We start from the raw sequence: 16,645 nt of genomic DNA, 5'->3' as shown, positions 1-16,645 counted from the left end.
GACTTCACCGCCCCAGCGGCAGTTTGGAGACCGCCGCAAGTTCTTCCTCGTCTCTAATCCCGGCCTGATAGTTTGCTCGCGGTAGGCCCCTGTCGGAGAAGATTTGCTGTCGAGCCAACCTTCCAGACAGGAGAACCCCAGATGGCCCAGATAAGCCCTCTGCGTCAGCTGATGATTGCAGATCTGACGATCCGCAATTTGTCACCGCAGCGATCCTACGTGCATCACGTGGCGAAGTTCAGTCGATTTTTTGGACGATCACCCGATCAACTGGGATACGAAGAGGTGCGCGCCTATTAGGCCCATCTGGTGGGCCGAAGGGTCTCGTGGGGCGCGTTGAACCAGACCGTTTGCGCCGAGCGCCCTGCCCCTTCCGGTATTGCTGTCCTGAAGGCGGCGGCCCTGCCGTCCATGCTTGACACCGGCCCTGAATTTACGTTCGTGCGCTTGAAACTCAAAGTTGGGTGAACGTCTACATGCCGGAATTGGGCAAGGAAGTGGCAATTATTGGAGCGGGCATCGTCGGCGTCAGCGCAGCTCTTTATTTGAAGCGGGCAGGTCTGAACGTCACGGTCCTCGACCCGTTGCCCCCCGGCACCGCGACGTCTTTCGGCAATGCCGGAATGGTCAGGCACGATTGCAACGTGCCTGTGGCCATCCCTGGAATGCTGCGGCAAGTGCCAGGCTGGCTCACCGATCCGTTGGGACCACTGGTTTTGAGGCCTCGCTACGCGTTGAAGGCAGCGCCTTGGCTGCTCAGATGGATTCGGGCCGGACGGATGGACCGCGTGAATAGGGCAGCAGACGCCCTATGCAACCTTCATAGGGGCAACCTCGAATGCTATCGTGATTTGATCGGCGGTCCAACATTCGCAGCCCTGATCCGCGAGGTAGGCGGTATCCAGATCTGGGAAAGTGAGGCCCTTGGTCTCTCCGACCGCATCACTGCTGAAATCAACGAGCGCCAAGGCGTCGTCACCGAACCGTTGTCTCGCTCGGATTTGGAGCGCTTGCTGCCGGGTATTTCAAACATTGCAAAACGCGGGCTCCTCTATCCCCACAACGCCCATACGATCGATCCACATAGCTTGGTCATGGCCATTGCTGACGGGGTGCGACAAGTCGGCGGCGTGTTCGAAGCGGAACGCGTGCTGAAGATCATCCCTCGCGAAGCAGGTGGCTACACGCTTATGACGAACACGGCCAACCGAAAGGCGGACGCCGTGATCATCGCCGCTGGCGCCTGGTCGAACCGCTTGCTCGAGCCGCTCGGTGCCGAATTGCCGCTCGAGACGGAACGTGGTTACCACCTGATGATCCCCTCCCCGTCGATCGAATTGCCGATGCCGGTCCAGATGAAGAACCGGGGTTTCGCACTGTCGCCGATGGAACACGGCCTCCGTCTTGCCGGGACGGTCGAGATTGCCGGCCTGGAAGCCCCACCTGACGAACGGCGTTCCGAAATCCTGCTCACCCACGCTCGAGCGCTGTTTCCCGATCTGAAGGGCGGAGAGCCGACGATCTGGATGGGCTTTCGCCCCTCCCTGCCTGACAGCGTGCCGGCGATTGGCCTGATGCGGGGACATAGCTCGCTCTTCGTCGCGACGGGCCACGGTCATACGGGTATGATCGGCGGCGGCTCGACGGGACGGCTGATTGCCGAACTCGTCACCGCCAGTCGGCCCCATATCGACCCCGCGCCATATTCGCCTGACCGCTTCTGAAACGCCTAAGCAACGCGCATTGAGCGGCGTTCGCGGACGAGGTCCATGCCTTGATAGGCCCAGTAAGTCATTTGGACAGCGGCGGTGCCGAAAAGGCCGCCGTTCCACAAAAAACCGAAAGGCGCAAACGCGCGATAGCGGTTGCTCTCGCCCGCAATTGCCTCGGCGACAACCCGGGCGCCGATCCCGGTGGTGTTGAGACCATGGCCGCCGAACCCGGTACACGCCCACACGCCCGGCATAACCGGTCCGATCAGCGGCATTAAATGTCTTGCATAAGCCATCAGTCCCGACCATGCCACGTCGAGCTTCAAGCTCTCTAGTTGGGGGTAGGTCGCGATCATTTCTCGCCGGATCACGGCAGCGATATCGCGCGGGTCGGTGGTGCGCGTGGTTTATGCGCCCACCCCATAGCAGCTTGCCGTCAACCACGCGGTAGTAGTCGCCGGCGCGCCGGCCATCGCTGATCCCTGATTGCGTGCGGATCGCGGTCGCGATCAGTTCGGGCGCCAGTTCGCTCAGCACGACGTATGTGGCAATCGGCAGCAAGGCGCGGCGCAGAGCCGGCAGCACGCGGTCGGTATAGCCACCGCCGGCAAAGACGACGCTCGCAGCTCGTACTTCGCCTTCGGGCGTGCGAATTCTCTTTTCCGCGCTTGCGAGATAGGCAGAGACCGCGGGCGTGTCCTCGTGAACGGATCCGCCGAGCCGAACAATTTCGCGCGCCAGCGCGCGGGCATAATTCAGCGGATGGAAATGGAACGAGGCGTCGTCCAGGAGCCCTTGATGGTACTTCCTCGATAGCAGCAGGCTTTGTACTTCCTCGCGGGAAAGCAAGCGCAACTGGCGGCCGAACTCAGTCTCCTGTTCGTCACGCTGAGCCTTCAGTGCCTCGCTATTTTCGTAACGCGATACCCGCAAGATGCCGTGAATGACCTGCGCATCGGTGATGGCCAGGTCGCGGATGGCGTCGGAGACCATGGCGACGCCCTCCATCGAAAGGCGAAACAGGGCCCTGGCATGGTCGGTACCGACGCGCTTACGGATCTGGTCGCCGCGCGCCGCCCAGCCCGGAGACACGAAACCTCCGTTGCGGCCCGACGCACCCCAAGCGACGCGGCGCGCCTCAAGGACCGTCACCGAAAGCCCGCGCCGGGCAAGCTCGAGCGCAGTCGTCAATCCCGCGAGGCCGCCGCCGACAATACAGACGTTCGCATCATGCCGGCCAGACAGCACGGGGTACGAAGCCTCTGACGTCAGCGTGCGTCTGTAGTAGGTGTCGACATAGGGCGTCATTGGATCCGCCGGCCACGCTAGCTCAATCGAGGTTGATGAAACGGGTGCCGCCGACCTTACGCTCCGCCCAGCGCGTGAAACGCAGGACCGGGTAGCAGTAGGCAAAATAAATTAGGGCGATCACGCCGTAGACGAAAAGCACGTCGCGCGGGAACCGCATGATCGAAATCTCACCTTGGCGCGTCAGCTCCGAGATCCCAATCACTGAAAGGATGGCTGTGTTCTTGATGATGTTGACATAGACGCCGCTCATCGGCGGCACTGTCAGCTTCAAGGCCTGCGGCAGGACGACCAGGCAGAGTATCGGGACACGCCTTAAGCCCAGGGAGGTGGCAGCCTCCCACTGCCCCTTTGGAACAGCGTCGATAGCCCCCATCACGATCTCGGCGACATAACTGGACGTATAGACCGAGAGCGAGACGAACGCCGCCATCTCGGAACTCCATTGCAGCGCGTCAATGCCAGTGTTGGGTAGCACGAAATAGAAGACGTAGAGCTGCACCAGGAACGGTGTCCCGCGCAGCATGTGGATATAGAGGCCGAAAAGCTGGTGGAACACCGGCACCCGCTGGCTTCGCACGACGCCGATTAGGAAGCCCAGCACGGAGCCGACGACGATTGCGATGAGCGAGACCCAGAACGTCTGCACGAAACCGGTCCACAGGAACGGCAGGATCGCGACGACTATGTCGAGATAATGCTGCATTGCTACCTCCCGGCGTTCCATGCGGGGCCGGCGAGCCAGCGCTTGACCGTCCATGACAAACCCAGCATCACGGCGTAGATGACGAGATAGCCGGCGGCTATGGTAAGGAAGCTCTCGTTGGGCCGCACCCTTTCGCTATTCAGCAACAGGCCGGCACTGAGGAAATCAAAAACCGCGATGATCGAAAGAAGCGAGGTGTCCTTGATCAGCACCGCAGTCTGACCAAGCAGGGGAGGCAAGGTATTGGCGAACGCCTGCGGCAGGACGATGTATCGCAACCGCTGCAGATAGGACATGCCAACTGCCTTGCCGCCTTCGATCTGCCCCCGCGAAACCGACGCGATGCCGCCGCGCACGATCTCGCTCATGTAGGCGGCATTGTGCAGCGACAACGCCATGATGCCGAGCGTCAGTTCGCTCCAGCGGCCAGTTGCCGGAACCAGGATGGGCAGGCCGTAATAGATAAGATAGATCTGCACCAGCAGGGGGGTCGCCAGAATGAACGCGACATAGCCGGCCACCGGGCGCCACAGGATTGCGCGGCTCGACATGCGGCAAAGCGCCAACACCGTGCCAAGGATGACGGCGGCGATGAGGCTGACAGCCGCCGCGACAAGCGTGTTTTCAAGACCCTCGGCGAAGCGCCCGAAATACTGCTCGACGATGCGATAGTTGTAAAAATCGAGGACCCAGTTCATCCGGTTTCCGCATTGGAGCTCAGGGCTTTGACCGCGTCGGCGACCTAGTCAGGATGTAGGCTATGGGCAGAAGGGGTTTGATCGACGCGGCGCAGGATCACCGCGTCGATCGGTTTCAGAAGCCCTATTTGTGATCCTTCTCCCAGGCATCGGAGGTCCACCAATAGGCCAGCAGTGTCTGCAGCGAATTATCGGCGGTCTTCAGCTCTACATAGTTGTCCAGCCACATCTTGAGGTGGAAAGCGTTAGGCCGGGTGGCAAAGGCCAGTGGCTCCCGCGTCATTATGCCTTCGAGCGGCTTGAGATTTTCGAACTGACGCACGTAGGAATTATAATCCTGCCCGCCGACCATCGCGTCGACCCGCCCCATGGTGAGGGTCTGCGCTACCGCCGGGCCGCCGCCTGCAAACACCTTCAGCGTCGCCTTCGGCAGATATTTGGTCACCGCATCGGCGTAGGTACTGCCTTGCAGCGCCGCCACCGTCACGCCTTCCTTGTTGAGGTCCTGCCACGTCTTGTACTGCGAATCCTTCGCGGCAAAGGCCAGCGTGTCGTTGAAGAACATCGGCCGGGAAAACAAAAGCTGCGCCGCCCGTTGCGGGGTTGGGGTCATATCGCCGGCAATCATGTCTGCCTTGCCAGCCAGAAGCGCCGGAATGAGGCCTTTCCAGTCGTAATCCTGGAACACAACCTTGACGCCGAGATCGGCAGCCATCTGCTTGGCGAACTCGACGGCAAGGCCGGTGCGCTCGCCCTTTTTATCGACGAAGCTGACCGGCGGACCCTGCGTCTGGACGGCGACGACCAGTTCGCCCCGCTTCAGGATATCGTCCATTTCGTCGGCGTGCGCCACGCTCGCTAGCGTGAACCAGGCTGCCAGCATCATCGCCAAGGTCGCGGCTGCTCCGGTCAATCTGGTATTGAAACTGTTCTTCATCTTCTCTCTCCCTTTTCTTCCTTGTTGATTGCGATCTGACATTGTCCAACATCATAGTATCTGATTGAGGAACTCCTTTGTCCGCTCTTGCCTTGGCGAGTGGAAAATCTGCTGAGGGGTGCCTTCCTCGATGATCAATCCGGCGTCCATGAACAGCATGCGGTCGGCGATTTCACGCGCAAAGCCCATCTCGTGGGTAACCACCGCCATCGTCATCCCTTCAGATGATGCCAAAACCTTCATCAGGTCGAGAATGCCGGTGACGGTTTCCGGGTCCAGCGCCGAGGTCGGCTCATCGAACAACATCACCTTGGGGTCCATGGCCAGAGCGCGGGCGATGGCCACGCGCTGCTGCTGTCCACCGGACAGCTGGCTGGGGTAGTGCCCCGCGCGATCATCTATGCCCACTTTGTCGAGCAGCTCATGTGCCCGACGCAACGCTTCCGTCCGTGAACGGCGACGCACCACGGTTTGCGGCAACACGACATTGTCGAGCGCCGTTCGGTGCTGGAACAGATTGAATGATTGGAAGACCATACCCACGTCGGCGCGTAGCCTGTTGAGGTCAGCCCCGGGTTCAGAAAGCGAAACGCCATCAATGACGATCCGCCCGGAATCGATCCTCTCCAGCGCGTTGATCGTGCGAAGGAATGTGCTCTTGCCGGAGCCGGAAGGTCCGAAGATGACGAGCACCTCGCCATGCCCGATTGCAGTGGTGACCCCGGCAAGCGCAAGGTGTGAACGGCCATCATTGGACCGATAGGTCTTGCGGACGTCTTCAGCGACGATGATCGGCTTGCGATCCTGATCAGCCGTAAGCTTCACGATATCGCGAACACAGGTTCGCGTCGTGATTGAACGTTCTGTATTAGCCCAAGGATTTCCCCAGTCGACATTAAGTGCCCAAATTCGGGCGTATCAATTTTGCCGTCGCATCGGCTAGTTCGAAAGCCGGCGGTCATCTTTCCTATCCAATGCATTCTGGTACTCTCGCAAGCGCCGTCATGAAAGCCGATCGAACTGGCCAAAACAAGCGGTTTCTTCGAGATGCTTGTAAGGTTCGAAGGCACGCTATGGTGGAATATAAGCTTCGTCAGGTGCTTTCCAGATATGAGGCCGGCGAACTGACTTTGTTTGCGCTAAATCATATGTGTCGCCGAGCAATTGCTGGCTGCAGGTCACCAGGCAGCGGGAGATGTCCGGCCAGCGGGCACTCGCCCGCTCGGTACCTAGGCTCAAAATTCCACACTGCCCTTTTAGGGGCCGGAACAAGAGCTGTGCAGAATCTTGCGCTAAGGTCGAACGGAGAGTGAACATCCGGATGTTCGCTGTGGATACGCCATTTGCCTCCTGTACCGTTGGGCCGCTTTGGACAGAGGCTTGGCCACTACCGTTCTGGAGTGGAGTGGAAAGTGGCCCGACGAGCGCGATGCTCGACTATGTTGCCGAGCAAGTAGGCGCAAGCTCGACCATTCAGGCTGTATGCCCGTCGTGAGGAGACCCGCAGCAATCACATTGCTCACCTCCTGGGTTACCTGCAGAAGCGAAACGCAACAGCCGAAGATCGGCGTGCCGCATTGCTGTCGGCAATCGAGATGGCCTCAACAACAGACGTCGGTACTTCGATTGCTGGCGCCATTGTGGCGGAGTTCCGCAATCGAAATTCGCTGCTCCCGGCGGCTAATATTATCGAGCGGATGGGGCTCGCGGCTCGCGCTATCGCTCGTCGGCGGGCAGAAAAGACCCTGATCGAAGGCATTTCGTCTGATAGGCTACAAGGCCTCGACCGTCTTCTGGAGGTTGACCCGGCGATCGGCCAAACCCGCTTTCATTGGCTGCGATCGGCGCCAGAAGCGCCGGGTGCATCCAACCTGGTCGGACTGACTGAACGGATCGCATTCCTGCGGACGCTGGACATCGACTCGAAATTTCAAGCGCGCATATCTTCGGGACGTTGGGATCAGATGATCCGCGAAGGCAACGCCACGCCGGCCTGGCTGGCCAACGACTTCAACGCAAGTCGCCGTCATGCTCTGATCGTGGCTCAAGCAATCAAACTCGGCCAGAAGCTCACCGACGATGCTGTAACGATGTTCATCAAGCTCATGGGTCGGCTGTTCTCGCAAGCCAACAGCCGCAAGAAACAGCGGCATATGGAAGGTCGTACGGACACCGCCAAGGCGCTGCGCATGTTTCTCAACACGATCACCGCCCTGCAATTCGCGAACCATTATGGTCGGAATGCACTGGAGGTTCTCGATCAGGAAGTTGGTTGGCATCGGCTGCTCCGGATGAAGCCTGAACTTGAGTCGATGGTCGAGGTCAACGAGGCATCACCTCTGACCGTGGCAGCCGAACAATATGCGACCGTCAACAAGTACGCCGGCGTCTTCCTGCAGGCATTCACGTTCCGCTCGGCGCGCCGCTATGACCCGCTTCTTGCCGCGGTCGGGGTGCTGAAACGGCTCTATTCGGAGAAGCGTCGGACATTGCCGGAGGCCGTCCCAGTCACCCACCTCAGCCAAGCCGATCGGAAGCTGATCTTCGGGCAGGAAAGACCTGATCGCCGCCTCTATGAGATTGCAACACTAGCCGCATTGCGAGACAGGCTTCGATCAGCGGACATCTGGGTCGACGGCAGTCGATCCTTCCGACCGATCGACGAGCATTTGATGCTGCGATCAACGTTCATCACCATGAAGGAGCAGGATCGCCTCGGACTGGGCGTACTGGGCGATGCCGCCGAATGGCTGGCCGAAGCGCGGCAAATGCTCGACTTCAACCTGAAGCGACTGGCGCATAGAGCGCGGTCCGGAAAGCTCGAAGGTGTTCGTCTTGAAGGGGGAACGTTGATCGTTACGCCGAATGCCGGTGAGGTACCGGCGGCGGCCGAAGAATTGAACGCCGAGATCAGCGAGCTCTATCCGCTTGTCGAGGTGCCGGACCTTCTACGAGAAGTGCATGAGTGGACCGGCTCCGCCGATCATTTCACGCATGTTCGCACGGGTGACAACCCCAGGAATGTCTCGGCCATGCTGGCGGGCGTTCTGGCGGATGCGACCAATCTCGGGCCGAAGCGGATGGCGAGCGCGTCCAAGGGGATCAGCGCACACCAGATCGGCTGGATGCGCACATTCCATGCCCGTTCAGAGACATATCGCGCGGCTCAGGCGTGCGTGACGGATGCGCATGCCCGACACCCGCATTCCCGACTTTGGGGCGACGGTACGACATCTTCGTCGGATGGCCAATTCTTCCGCGCAAGCGACCGCGCCGCCAAGCGAGGAGATATCAACTTGCACTACGGCAGCGAGCCCGGATCGAAGTTCTACAGCCACCTGTCCGACCAGTACGGCTATTTCAGTATCCTGCCGATCAGTCCGACCGAAAGCGAGGCCGCCTATGTACTCGACGGGCTTTTCGATCAGGACACGGTCCTCGATATCCAAGAGCACTTCACCGACACCGGCGGCGCCAGCGATCACGTCTTCGGATTGTTCGCCTTGATCGGCAAACGCTTCGCACCTCGGTTACGCAATCTCAAAGATCGTAAGTTCCACACGTTCGAGAAGGGCGACGCATACCCGGCACTGTCGAACCACATCGGAGCACCGATCAACACCACGCTCATTCTCGACCACTGGGACGATCTGCTTCACCTGGCAGCGTCGATCACGACGCGATCCGTCGTGCCGTCGACCATCCTGAAGAAGCTCTCGGCATCGCCAAAGGAGAGCCAACTCGCCAGGGCACTGCGGGAACTCGGTCGCATCGAGCGTTCCCTCTTCATGATCGAATGGTACTCAAGTCCGGCATTGCGCCGGCGCTGCCAAGCCGGTCTCAACAAAGGCGAGGCGGCACACAAGCTCAAGCGTGCCGTCTTCTTCCATGAGCGCGGCGAAATCCGCGATCGGTCGTTCGAAAGCCAGGCGTTTCGCGCATCAGGCTTGAACCTCGTCGTCAGCGCGATCGTGCATTGGAATACAGTTTACATAGAGCGGGCGGTTGCCCATTTGCGCAGTGCACGTCGCGAGATTCCGGATCATCTGCTGAAGCACATCTCGCCGTTGAGTTGGGAGCACATCAACCTGACCGGCATCTACACTTGGGACGCGGAGCATCAAATGCCTGAAGGATTCCGATCGCTAAGACTTCCGACCTCAATCCGTCGAGCAGCATAGAGTTCACGATCCGTTCGCTCTTAGCGCAAGATTTTGAACAGCTCTTGTCCTGACCCCATACAGCCCGATTTTCGCGACATCCCCCCTCCCGAAATTTCAGCGCAGTGCGAACGCTGGAGCCAAGCGGTCTTCGCCTTAGGTTTGGGTGATTTCGAATACCCCGCCCCCGCCGAGGTAGCGCCGCCAGCGCGCTTTCTCGTCGGCCGCCCTCCTACACCGCCGAGGCGCCGTTCGGGTCCTGGCGGCGGCTGTGGCCTGAATTTGGGCAATGCCTGTGCGGCAATGCTGGCTAGTTCGGAACCGACATTCGACGCACTCGTTCTCCTGAGCCAATTTGGAGGGTCCGATGTTCAATCCGTGGTTCGATTTTTATTCGTCGGCGCTGGAAGCACAACAGGTGATCTGGCTTCGAACGCTACGGATTGCCGGGGGAGGCAAATTGGCAGGGCGGGAAGCGAAGCAAATGGTCACTGAGAAAGTCGAGGCGGCCGCGCTCGCCGGCATGCTCTTCGCTACCGGCTCCGCAGGCAAGGTCGCAGGCGTCTATCGGAGGAAAATCAGGGCCAACAAAAAACGGCTCTCCATCTAGTGTTTCTGAAGATGGCCGCTGTTCCTAGGCCCAAAGCTATCCGGGCCACAACGCGGCTGTGGCGAAGATCACGGCAATCCCGAGTGCCGCCAATGCCATGATCACGACCATTGCGGCCTCGAACGGGCCACCGCCATTCCCTTTGTCCGACATTATGGATGATCCCCAACACACGCCACCAATCGTCGCGTGCCGGCCTCGTGAGGTCACTTACAAATGTTAATTGTCTTCCCTGAAGTCGTGCCGGGAGACGTTGCGCAAGCGCACCTGCCGGACAGTTCCCGTGGGCCCGCCTCACTGGCGGTGGAAGCGGGCCCGGCCAAGTCTTCGGGGAGACCTGACCAGCAGCACGGGGGGGGCTGCCGCCTTTCGAACCTGCCGACGAATATCAGGTTCCTATACGCTGGCAAAAAGGCCCGTTGACCCGGAGCAAGCGGCTTTAGACACATTTCCGCGCACCCGCCGGTTAGATCGGGCCGCCTTGCTATGCTTATTTGGTATTCGAGATACCGAATGGGTATTTGCGCTGTTGCTAATATAAGCCCCATGATAAGCCGCCGGCAAGGATCGCCGGCATGACCCGGCTGCTGTGGATGTATCCCCCAGATCCCTCCTGGCAGCCGGGTCGCCTCAAAGGCACCACCTCACATTAGCGATCGCTTGACGAAGCCTCCGGCCGCGCAAAGAAGGAACCGCAACGGAGGCGCTCATGCCGTCCGACGGAACGCGCGGTGCCCGAGCATCCAAAGTGCGGGCTCTGGATTCATGTTCACAAAGCCCACGTCAAAGCCGAAGCTTTCCGGCACCGAAAGATGGCGGAAAGCTTCGGTTAAGGCTTGAACATCAGGTCACTCGATTACCTGGATCACCTTGCGGGTGCTCGGGTCGATCAGCACGGTGTGATCATTGACGACAGCATAGCGATACTTGACGTCAGGCACCGTCTGCAATTCAACCGTGTCCGGCACCGCCGAGCCAATGCCGAGCTCGAGTCCCAGCACGTTGACCGAAGCGATCTTGTGCTTGTGGACATATTCCTTGACCACGGTCTGCTGTTCCGGGGTGACGATGATCTCGTCGGCGAGGGCAAAGCCTAGACCAGCCAAAAGGGCCAGGCCGGCGACGGCGGGGATGAGGGTAGTTTTCAATATACTCTCCTGTTGTTGATGAAGAACCTTGACAGGGCGGAAACAAATGCAAGTCGAACATTAGAGCCCCGGTAACGCCCCCGGCCAGGTGTTGTTCCGTCAGTGATACCTAATTCCTCCGCCCCACCCGACATAGCAACAGTCGGGGGCGAGCCGCCGTCATTCAGGCCGACCATGTTCGTGATGCACTATCGCTTCGATGATGGTGCGGTAGAGGCTGTCCACTTCCTCGTCGAGCTCGACCCGCTTGATGCCGATCGCCTTGGCATCCGCAATTAGCTTATCGGTAAGTTCATCCACGCAGATGACGTCTGGTTTCGCCGTCTCGGGGGTGTTGTTCGCGATCCATTCATGCAGGAAATCGATGCCACGCGCGCTCATTGAATCATAAGCTCGATCTGCGGTTTCGGTTCCGGGTCCGTATATTAGCCTTCGCTTGACGAAGCTGTTGCCCGCTCCAGACTCTTGGCATGGCGAAGGGCATCAACATCGGCGACGAGGTTGCGATAACTGCGACCGTGCGCAGGCGCGTCACTGACGACCGCGTAAGCGTTTCCATCCCGTCCTATGGTCAGCCCCATTCGATCATTGACATGACGTCGAACCTTCAGAAGGGGCAGCACATCGAGCTGATTGGCAACGTGACGCACCTACTCGACGGAAAGCGCGTGACGGTGAACCTGGGCATACCCATCACGGTGGATGCCTCAGTTGTCAGGCTGGTGAACGCGTACAAGGCGCCGACGAGGAAGAAGCCGCTGGTCGACAGGGGCGGCGCCACGTAGCCAGCAACCCAAAGAAGGCGTAGGGTCATCTGGTCGTCTGCGCACAATTCTGGCAATCGGGACGCTTGGAAGAGAACATCAGGCTTTCGCCCCAACGGGAGGAAAGCCGTGCCCAACGAGCGCGAGAGCGATCATCAGTCCGCCAAGGAAAAGCACGTCAATTGGCTGGTAGACAGAACCGGTATCACCCATACCAGGCACGCGAGCTTATCGACTTGCTGGGCGTAGGCAGTCCGCCATCGCTATTGCGTGAAGCCCTCTTGCTGGCAAAAAAGTAGCCGAAGAGACCGGTATTTGTGTACGCATTCGGACATGCCATTGCGCACAGATCCGCTTAGGAACATGCTCAACCTTCACCGGCTCTTGCCCTCCAAAAGCCGGTAAGGCCCGGCCTGCGGAATCCTGCGTCACATGATGAGCGGGTCGGGCCGTTGTCCGTTGCGTCTGGTGCCCAGATGACTGACAATTTCGGTCATGCCTTTGCGATAGCCATGGCACTCGTCATGGCCCTCGCGACGATTGGGATCATACTGATTGTCACGGGAATTTTCTGAAGGACGCTAGTCGCGTACAATCGTGAAAAAGCCCCGGCGCATGGGGATATTAGGTTCCGTCATGGTGCCCTGCGTGGCCGGTAAGGCTGTCACGGGCGGCTCCACAGGTGCGGCGGAATTCTCATTCATGGGCTTTTCTTGGGGCCACTGCGGCATGGTCAACAGCTTCGGCAATAACCCATCGCCGCGTTTCGCGGCATGGACATGAAGCGCGCGTAACAGGGAAAACATGAGACGACCTTTCTTTGTTAAGTTCGTCCAACAGTCGTTAGCCCGGAATGTTCCCGCCCGGCCGGCGAACCCCGTGGGCCCGCCTCCTGGCAGTACAGGAAGGGGAAGCGGGCCCGGCCAGGAGGGACTCTGACCAGCAGCACGGGAGGCTGCTACCTTTCGAACCTGCCGCGAGATACCAAGTTCCCACATAGCGCACAAAAAGCCCGCCGGCCGGAGCCAGCGGGCAGCTGACGGAGGTGGAGGGCCGCCCGGAGTAGGCGGCTGGCTCCCGACCTTTGTCTCTGACGTATGTTCCACTGAGGCCCGCGCCCCACCCCGCAAAAGGAGGGCGCGGGCCGGCCAGCGTCGCGAAAGACCCGGACGCGCCGCCGCCTTTGCCGGAACTTGCGACTAATGGGGCTGTTCCCGACCGGACGATAAAAAGGCCCGCTGCCGGAGGGGGCATGGCAGCGGGCCAGTCAACAGTCGTGGGAACGCACTGTAATGGGAGTACAACAGTGCAACCGCCTAAGTTTTTCGACGCAACAATGTTCCATGTGCTCCCGCGACGGCTGACGGATCGCGCATAGTCAGCCCCGAAGCCATGACGGCGCGGTCTGTGAAAAGGCGTTTCGTCGCGCCGGCCCTCGTTCTTTTTCTGATCAGGTGATCCTGAACTCGGTTTCGAGGTTGACCTGCGTGGACGTCGAGCCAGAGATTTGCCGAAGCTTGTAGTATCTGTAGGCCGTGGAATTCGACCACGTCACTTCCGTTATCAGCGCGCCGCCAAGCGTGAAGCTGCTGCCCTGCCCTGTATAGGTGCTGTCGTCGTTGGAACCTTCAAACACCCAGGTTCCGTGCGAATTCGTGCCATCCTGAAGCCAATGCAGACCGGTCAGGATCTTCCCGGTTCCCAAATCGAACTTGGAATCCTTGGTCGACTCGCCGCCAAAGAATTGGACACCGCCCGACGGGTCTGTGAGGTCACCATCGATAAGATGATTGATGGCGCCGCCGGTGATCGACGCCGTCGTGGATATGGTGATGAGCACGGTGCGGTCGCCATACTCCTGAGCGTCACCGTTCGGATCGCCGGAGGCGGCGATGCGGAAAAATAAGACCCCGGCGTCGCCGCTTGGCGAACGGCCCTGGGGCGGCAAAGGACGGTAGGGAACATTCGCGCCGCTGCAAGGTTCTCTTGCCAAACCTGACTGCGATCGAGCTTGGCCATGGCGGACTATCTGAGACTCCCGGCAACCTGCCGAAATTTGTTTCGTGTGATCGTTGAAACGCCGCGCGGGTCCGCTGCAAAGCTTGCCTATGAGCCGAAGACCGGGGTGTTTGAATATTCTCGGCTCCTTCCTGTCGGGAACACCTATCCCTACGATTGGGGTTTCGTACCTTCGACTTTGGGCGATGACGGCGATCCGCTGGACGGGCTGGTCATCCACCAGGCGGCCGCGGCGCCGGGCGTCGTCATCAAGTGCGACCTTCTGGGCGCACTGAGGGTGAAGCAGCGTGATCCCGATGGCACGAAGGTCCGTAACGACAGGTATATCTTCTGCCCTCACAAGGAAGACGCGCCGGACGAGCCAGTGGCTGCCGCCGATGTCTCACAGGATCTTCGCCGGGAAATAGAACAATTCTTCCTTTCGTCGGTGTTGGGTACCGGCAAGAAAATCAAGCTGAAGGGCTGGCAGGACGCTGCCGAGGCCAAGCTTTCGCTGACGAAAGGGATGAAATCCTTCAAGCGAAAATTCGCCGACCGGTGAACGGCGGATGCCTGTGTTGCGCCCCATTCCTCCAAACGCCGTGCACATCTGTGTCGACATGCAGCGCATGTTCATGCCTCCCGGGCCGTGGGCGGTCGAGTGGTTTCCCCAGACTCTGCCCAAAGTGCTTCGGCTCACCGAGAGGCGGCCGGGGCGAACCATCTTCACCCGCTTCATTCCGGCGCTACGGGCAGGAGACGGGCATGGCCAGTGGCGCGGGTATTATCAACACTGGGCAGAGATGACACTCGAAAAAGCGGGGACGGACGTCATCGAGCTGGCGCCGGAGCTGAAGGATTTCGTTCCGCCGGCCCGACAGTTCGACAAACCGGTCTATTCGCCCTGGTTCGGAGGCAGGTTGAAACGCGCGCTCACCGCGGAGGATGTCGACACCATTGTCGTCAGTGGAGGCGAGGCCGACATGTGCGTTCTGGCGACCCTGCTTGGAGCCATCGATTTCGGCTTTCGGACGGTGCTGGCCGAGGATGCGATCTGCAGCACCTCCGACGAAGCCTATGACAGTATCGTGAGGCTGTTCACCAAAAGATATTCCCACCATGTCGAAGTCGCTCCGGTGGACGAAATTCTGGAATCCTGGGCCTAGTCGAAGCGCCGGAAGATCAGCGCGGACCTCGTCAATAACAAATGATCGTTCACGGCCCTCGCCGGCCAAAAATCTGCTCGGAACAACTTGCGGGCGACCGTGTTGAGAATGATCCAACCCCACCAGGAGATGCGCACATGGCGACGACGAAGGCGGCCTCGAAGAAAGGCCTCAACGAACTTTTCCACGACACGCTGAAAGACATCTATTTCGCCGAGAAGAAGATTCTCGCCACGCTGCCCAAGATGGCAAAGGCCGCGCAGAGCGTTGACCTGAAAGCGGCCTTCGAGAAGCATCGCGTCCAGACCGAGGAGCACGTCGCGCGGCTCGAGGAAGTGTTCGAGGTGATCGACAAGAAGCCCGTCGGCAAGACCTGCGCCGCCATCATGGGCATCACCGAAGAAGGCGCCGAGATCATGGAGGAGTACAAGGGCTCGCCCTCGCTCGACGTCGGCCTGCTGGCCGCCGCCCAAGCCGTCGAGCATTATGAAATCTCACGCTACGGCACGCTCCGGACGTGGGCTTCCGAACTCGGCTTGACCGAGGCAGTCAACCTGCTCGACCAGACATTGGGCGAGGAAAAGGAAACGGACGCGGCGCTCACCGAGCTCGCCGAATCCGCCGTCAATATAGCGGCCGAGGCCGCATAGCGGCGGTCAGCGGCTGGATCTTCCCTCGGTCCAGCATCCGCCGAGCCCTGGCAGGTTGCCGGGGCTCGTTGCACCCTTTGTGTCCCATCCCTTGGAAAAAGCGTTCAATCGCATGGCGGCGGCCGTCGCTCATGCCATGGCAAGCCGTGGGCTTTTGCCCTTTGCCTGGGGTCGGTTCTGCTGTGGGGTGCAACTGGTCCGGTCTTCCACTATTCGGAGACTTGGCAACTCGTCATCAACACCGGCACCACGATCGTCACTTTCCTGATGGTGTTGCTGATCCAGAACACGCGGCGCCGGATTTCCTCCGGTGCCGTTACACCTTCGTTAAGTGTCTCGGCGCACATTACACGCCCCGCGCCTATGTCGAACGGGTTGTGGATGCCACGCTCATCGAACCCCTCAGCAACGACTGGATCGGCCATCAATCGGCAGCCGAGCGTGCGATTCGCAACGGCTCAAAGGCGGCCGCCATTCACGAGGTTGAAGACTTGCTTGGGCACCTAGCATCAGTGCGGGTGCTCGATCGCGCATGTGGCACCGGGAATTTCCTGTACATCGCCCTCCGCCGGATGAAGCAGTTGGAAGGCGAGGCGCTCAAGCAATTGCAGGATATCGGCGGCGACGAAGCGGTCGCACGCGTAAGTGGAGATGCTAGCCCGCGTCTAGCTTTGAAAGCCATCACACTCGGCAGCGGTCAACCTTGCCAACGCCTGTTCTCGTCGCGCGATAACTGCAGGATCGTTTATGAAATCCGTCCTGCGGCCCGGTTTCGTTCCGCGCTTCTT

At 59.9% G+C, this 16,645-nt stretch carries 13 protein-coding genes and 5 pseudogenes; 10 read left to right on the top strand and 8 right to left on the bottom strand.

What is annotated here, in order from left to right:
* Positions 1-141: 141 nt before the first annotated feature.
* Both FJW08_RS31605 and FJW08_RS31600 read left to right on the top strand, forming a co-directional pair.
* Positions 142-363 (top strand): annotated as a pseudogene (locus tag FJW08_RS31605) (phage integrase N-terminal SAM-like domain-containing protein); the annotation flags it as partial.
* Between the two features lie 101 nt (positions 364-464).
* Positions 465-1,724 carry an FAD-binding oxidoreductase gene (locus FJW08_RS31600; RefSeq protein ID WP_140813681.1) on the top strand — a complete coding sequence of 420 codons (1,260 nt, stop codon included), beginning with the start codon at positions 465-467 and terminating at the stop codon, positions 1,722-1,724.
* 5 nt (positions 1,725-1,729) lie between these two features.
* Here FJW08_RS31600 and FJW08_RS31595 read toward each other — a convergent pair.
* From FJW08_RS31595 to FJW08_RS31575, 5 genes and pseudogenes are all read right to left on the bottom strand, one after another.
* Positions 1,730-3,020 (bottom strand): annotated as a pseudogene (locus FJW08_RS31595) (FAD-binding oxidoreductase).
* Between the two features lie 22 nt (positions 3,021-3,042).
* Complete coding sequence (locus FJW08_RS31590; protein WP_140506217.1) at positions 3,043-3,726, bottom strand: amino acid ABC transporter permease; 684 nt, start codon at positions 3,724-3,726, stop codon at positions 3,043-3,045.
* 2 nt (positions 3,727-3,728) lie between these two features.
* Positions 3,729-4,424: an amino acid ABC transporter permease gene (locus FJW08_RS31585; RefSeq protein ID WP_140813680.1), complete on the bottom strand. Its 696-nt coding sequence runs from the start codon at positions 4,422-4,424 to the stop codon at positions 3,729-3,731.
* A 124-nt stretch (positions 4,425-4,548) separates the two neighbouring features.
* Positions 4,549-5,361: a transporter substrate-binding domain-containing protein gene (locus FJW08_RS31580; RefSeq protein WP_210241231.1), complete on the bottom strand. Its 813-nt coding sequence runs from the start codon at positions 5,359-5,361 to the stop codon at positions 4,549-4,551.
* A gap of 51 nt (positions 5,362-5,412) precedes the next feature.
* Positions 5,413-6,186, bottom strand: a complete 774-nt coding sequence (locus FJW08_RS31575) for an amino acid ABC transporter ATP-binding protein (RefSeq protein WP_281408476.1) — start codon at positions 6,184-6,186, stop codon at positions 5,413-5,415.
* 601 nt (positions 6,187-6,787) lie between these two features.
* On the opposite strand from FJW08_RS31575, the pseudogene FJW08_RS31570 reads away from it, so the two are divergent.
* Together FJW08_RS31570 and FJW08_RS31565 are read left to right on the top strand one after the other, a co-directional pair.
* A pseudogene (locus FJW08_RS31570) lies at positions 6,788-9,542 on the top strand (Tn3 family transposase); the annotation flags it as partial.
* Positions 9,543-9,888: 346 nt separating this feature from the next.
* A complete protein-coding gene (locus FJW08_RS31565) occupies positions 9,889-10,131 on the top strand; it encodes a hypothetical protein (RefSeq protein ID WP_140813679.1) in 243 nt (80 codons plus the stop codon).
* 848 nt (positions 10,132-10,979) lie between these two features.
* Here the strand turns inward: FJW08_RS31565 and FJW08_RS31560 are convergent.
* Positions 10,980-11,279, bottom strand: a complete 300-nt coding sequence (locus FJW08_RS31560) for a DUF1236 domain-containing protein (RefSeq protein WP_140761792.1) — start codon at positions 11,277-11,279, stop codon at positions 10,980-10,982.
* Positions 11,280-11,438: 159 nt separating this feature from the next.
* Complete coding sequence (locus tag FJW08_RS31555) at positions 11,439-11,660, bottom strand: DUF768 domain-containing protein (RefSeq protein WP_140813678.1); 222 nt, start codon at positions 11,658-11,660, stop codon at positions 11,439-11,441.
* A gap of 89 nt (positions 11,661-11,749) precedes the next feature.
* Here FJW08_RS31555 and FJW08_RS31550 point away from each other — a divergent pair, with 89 nt between their 5' ends.
* The gene (locus FJW08_RS31550; protein WP_140813677.1) at positions 11,750-12,064 is read left to right on the top strand and encodes a hypothetical protein; all 315 of its coding nucleotides are present in this window, start codon (positions 11,750-11,752) and stop codon (positions 12,062-12,064) included.
* Positions 12,065-13,493: 1,429 nt separating this feature from the next.
* Here the strand turns inward: FJW08_RS31550 and FJW08_RS31545 are convergent.
* Positions 13,494-14,036: a hypothetical protein gene (locus FJW08_RS31545; protein WP_140813676.1), complete on the bottom strand. Its 543-nt coding sequence runs from the start codon at positions 14,034-14,036 to the stop codon at positions 13,494-13,496.
* Between the two features lie 24 nt (positions 14,037-14,060).
* Here FJW08_RS31545 and FJW08_RS31540 point away from each other — a divergent pair, with 24 nt between their 5' ends.
* The 5 genes and pseudogenes from FJW08_RS31540 to FJW08_RS33430 form a co-directional block, all read left to right on the top strand.
* Positions 14,061-14,603, top strand: coding sequence for an inorganic diphosphatase (locus FJW08_RS31540; RefSeq protein WP_140813675.1), 543 nt, complete (start codon positions 14,061-14,063; stop codon positions 14,601-14,603).
* A gap of 7 nt (positions 14,604-14,610) precedes the next feature.
* Positions 14,611-15,207 carry an isochorismatase family cysteine hydrolase gene (locus tag FJW08_RS31535; RefSeq protein ID WP_140761777.1) on the top strand — a complete coding sequence of 199 codons (597 nt, stop codon included), beginning with the start codon at positions 14,611-14,613 and terminating at the stop codon, positions 15,205-15,207.
* A 137-nt stretch (positions 15,208-15,344) separates the two neighbouring features.
* The gene (locus FJW08_RS31530) at positions 15,345-15,857 is read left to right on the top strand and encodes a ferritin-like domain-containing protein (RefSeq protein WP_140761773.1); all 513 of its coding nucleotides are present in this window, start codon (positions 15,345-15,347) and stop codon (positions 15,855-15,857) included.
* A gap of 112 nt (positions 15,858-15,969) precedes the next feature.
* Positions 15,970-16,157: pseudogene (locus FJW08_RS33185) on the top strand (low affinity iron permease family protein); the annotation flags it as partial.
* A gap of 77 nt (positions 16,158-16,234) precedes the next feature.
* A pseudogene (locus tag FJW08_RS33430) lies at positions 16,235-16,459 on the top strand (DNA methyltransferase); the annotation flags it as partial.
* Between the last annotated feature and the right edge of the window lie 186 nt (positions 16,460-16,645).

The organism is Mesorhizobium sp. B3-2-1 (assembly GCF_006439515.1).
In the GTDB taxonomy this organism is placed as follows: Bacteria; Pseudomonadota; Alphaproteobacteria; order Rhizobiales; family Rhizobiaceae; genus Mesorhizobium.
This window is presented reverse-complemented; position numbering and strand designations above follow the sequence as displayed.

Coding starts and splice junctions, on each gene's coding strand:
- FJW08_RS31550 (WP_140813677.1), top strand. CDS start 11,750: ATGGCGAAGGGCATCAACATCGGCGACGAGGTTGCGATAACTGCGACC.
- FJW08_RS31540 (WP_140813675.1), top strand. CDS start 14,061: ATGGCGGACTATCTGAGACTCCCGGCAACCTGCCGAAATTTGTTTCGT.
- FJW08_RS31530 (WP_140761773.1), top strand. CDS start 15,345: ATGGCGACGACGAAGGCGGCCTCGAAGAAAGGCCTCAACGAACTTTTC.
- FJW08_RS31535 (WP_140761777.1), top strand. CDS start 14,611: ATGCCTGTGTTGCGCCCCATTCCTCCAAACGCCGTGCACATCTGTGTC.
- FJW08_RS31585 (WP_140813680.1), bottom strand. CDS start 4,424: ATGAACTGGGTCCTCGATTTTTACAACTATCGCATCGTCGAGCAGTAT.
- FJW08_RS31590 (WP_140506217.1), bottom strand. CDS start 3,726: ATGCAGCATTATCTCGACATAGTCGTCGCGATCCTGCCGTTCCTGTGG.
- FJW08_RS31565 (WP_140813679.1), top strand. CDS start 9,889: ATGTTCAATCCGTGGTTCGATTTTTATTCGTCGGCGCTGGAAGCACAA.
- FJW08_RS31555 (WP_140813678.1), bottom strand. CDS start 11,660: ATGAGCGCGCGTGGCATCGATTTCCTGCATGAATGGATCGCGAACAAC.
- FJW08_RS31580 (WP_210241231.1), bottom strand. CDS start 5,361: ATGAAGAACAGTTTCAATACCAGATTGACCGGAGCAGCCGCGACCTTG.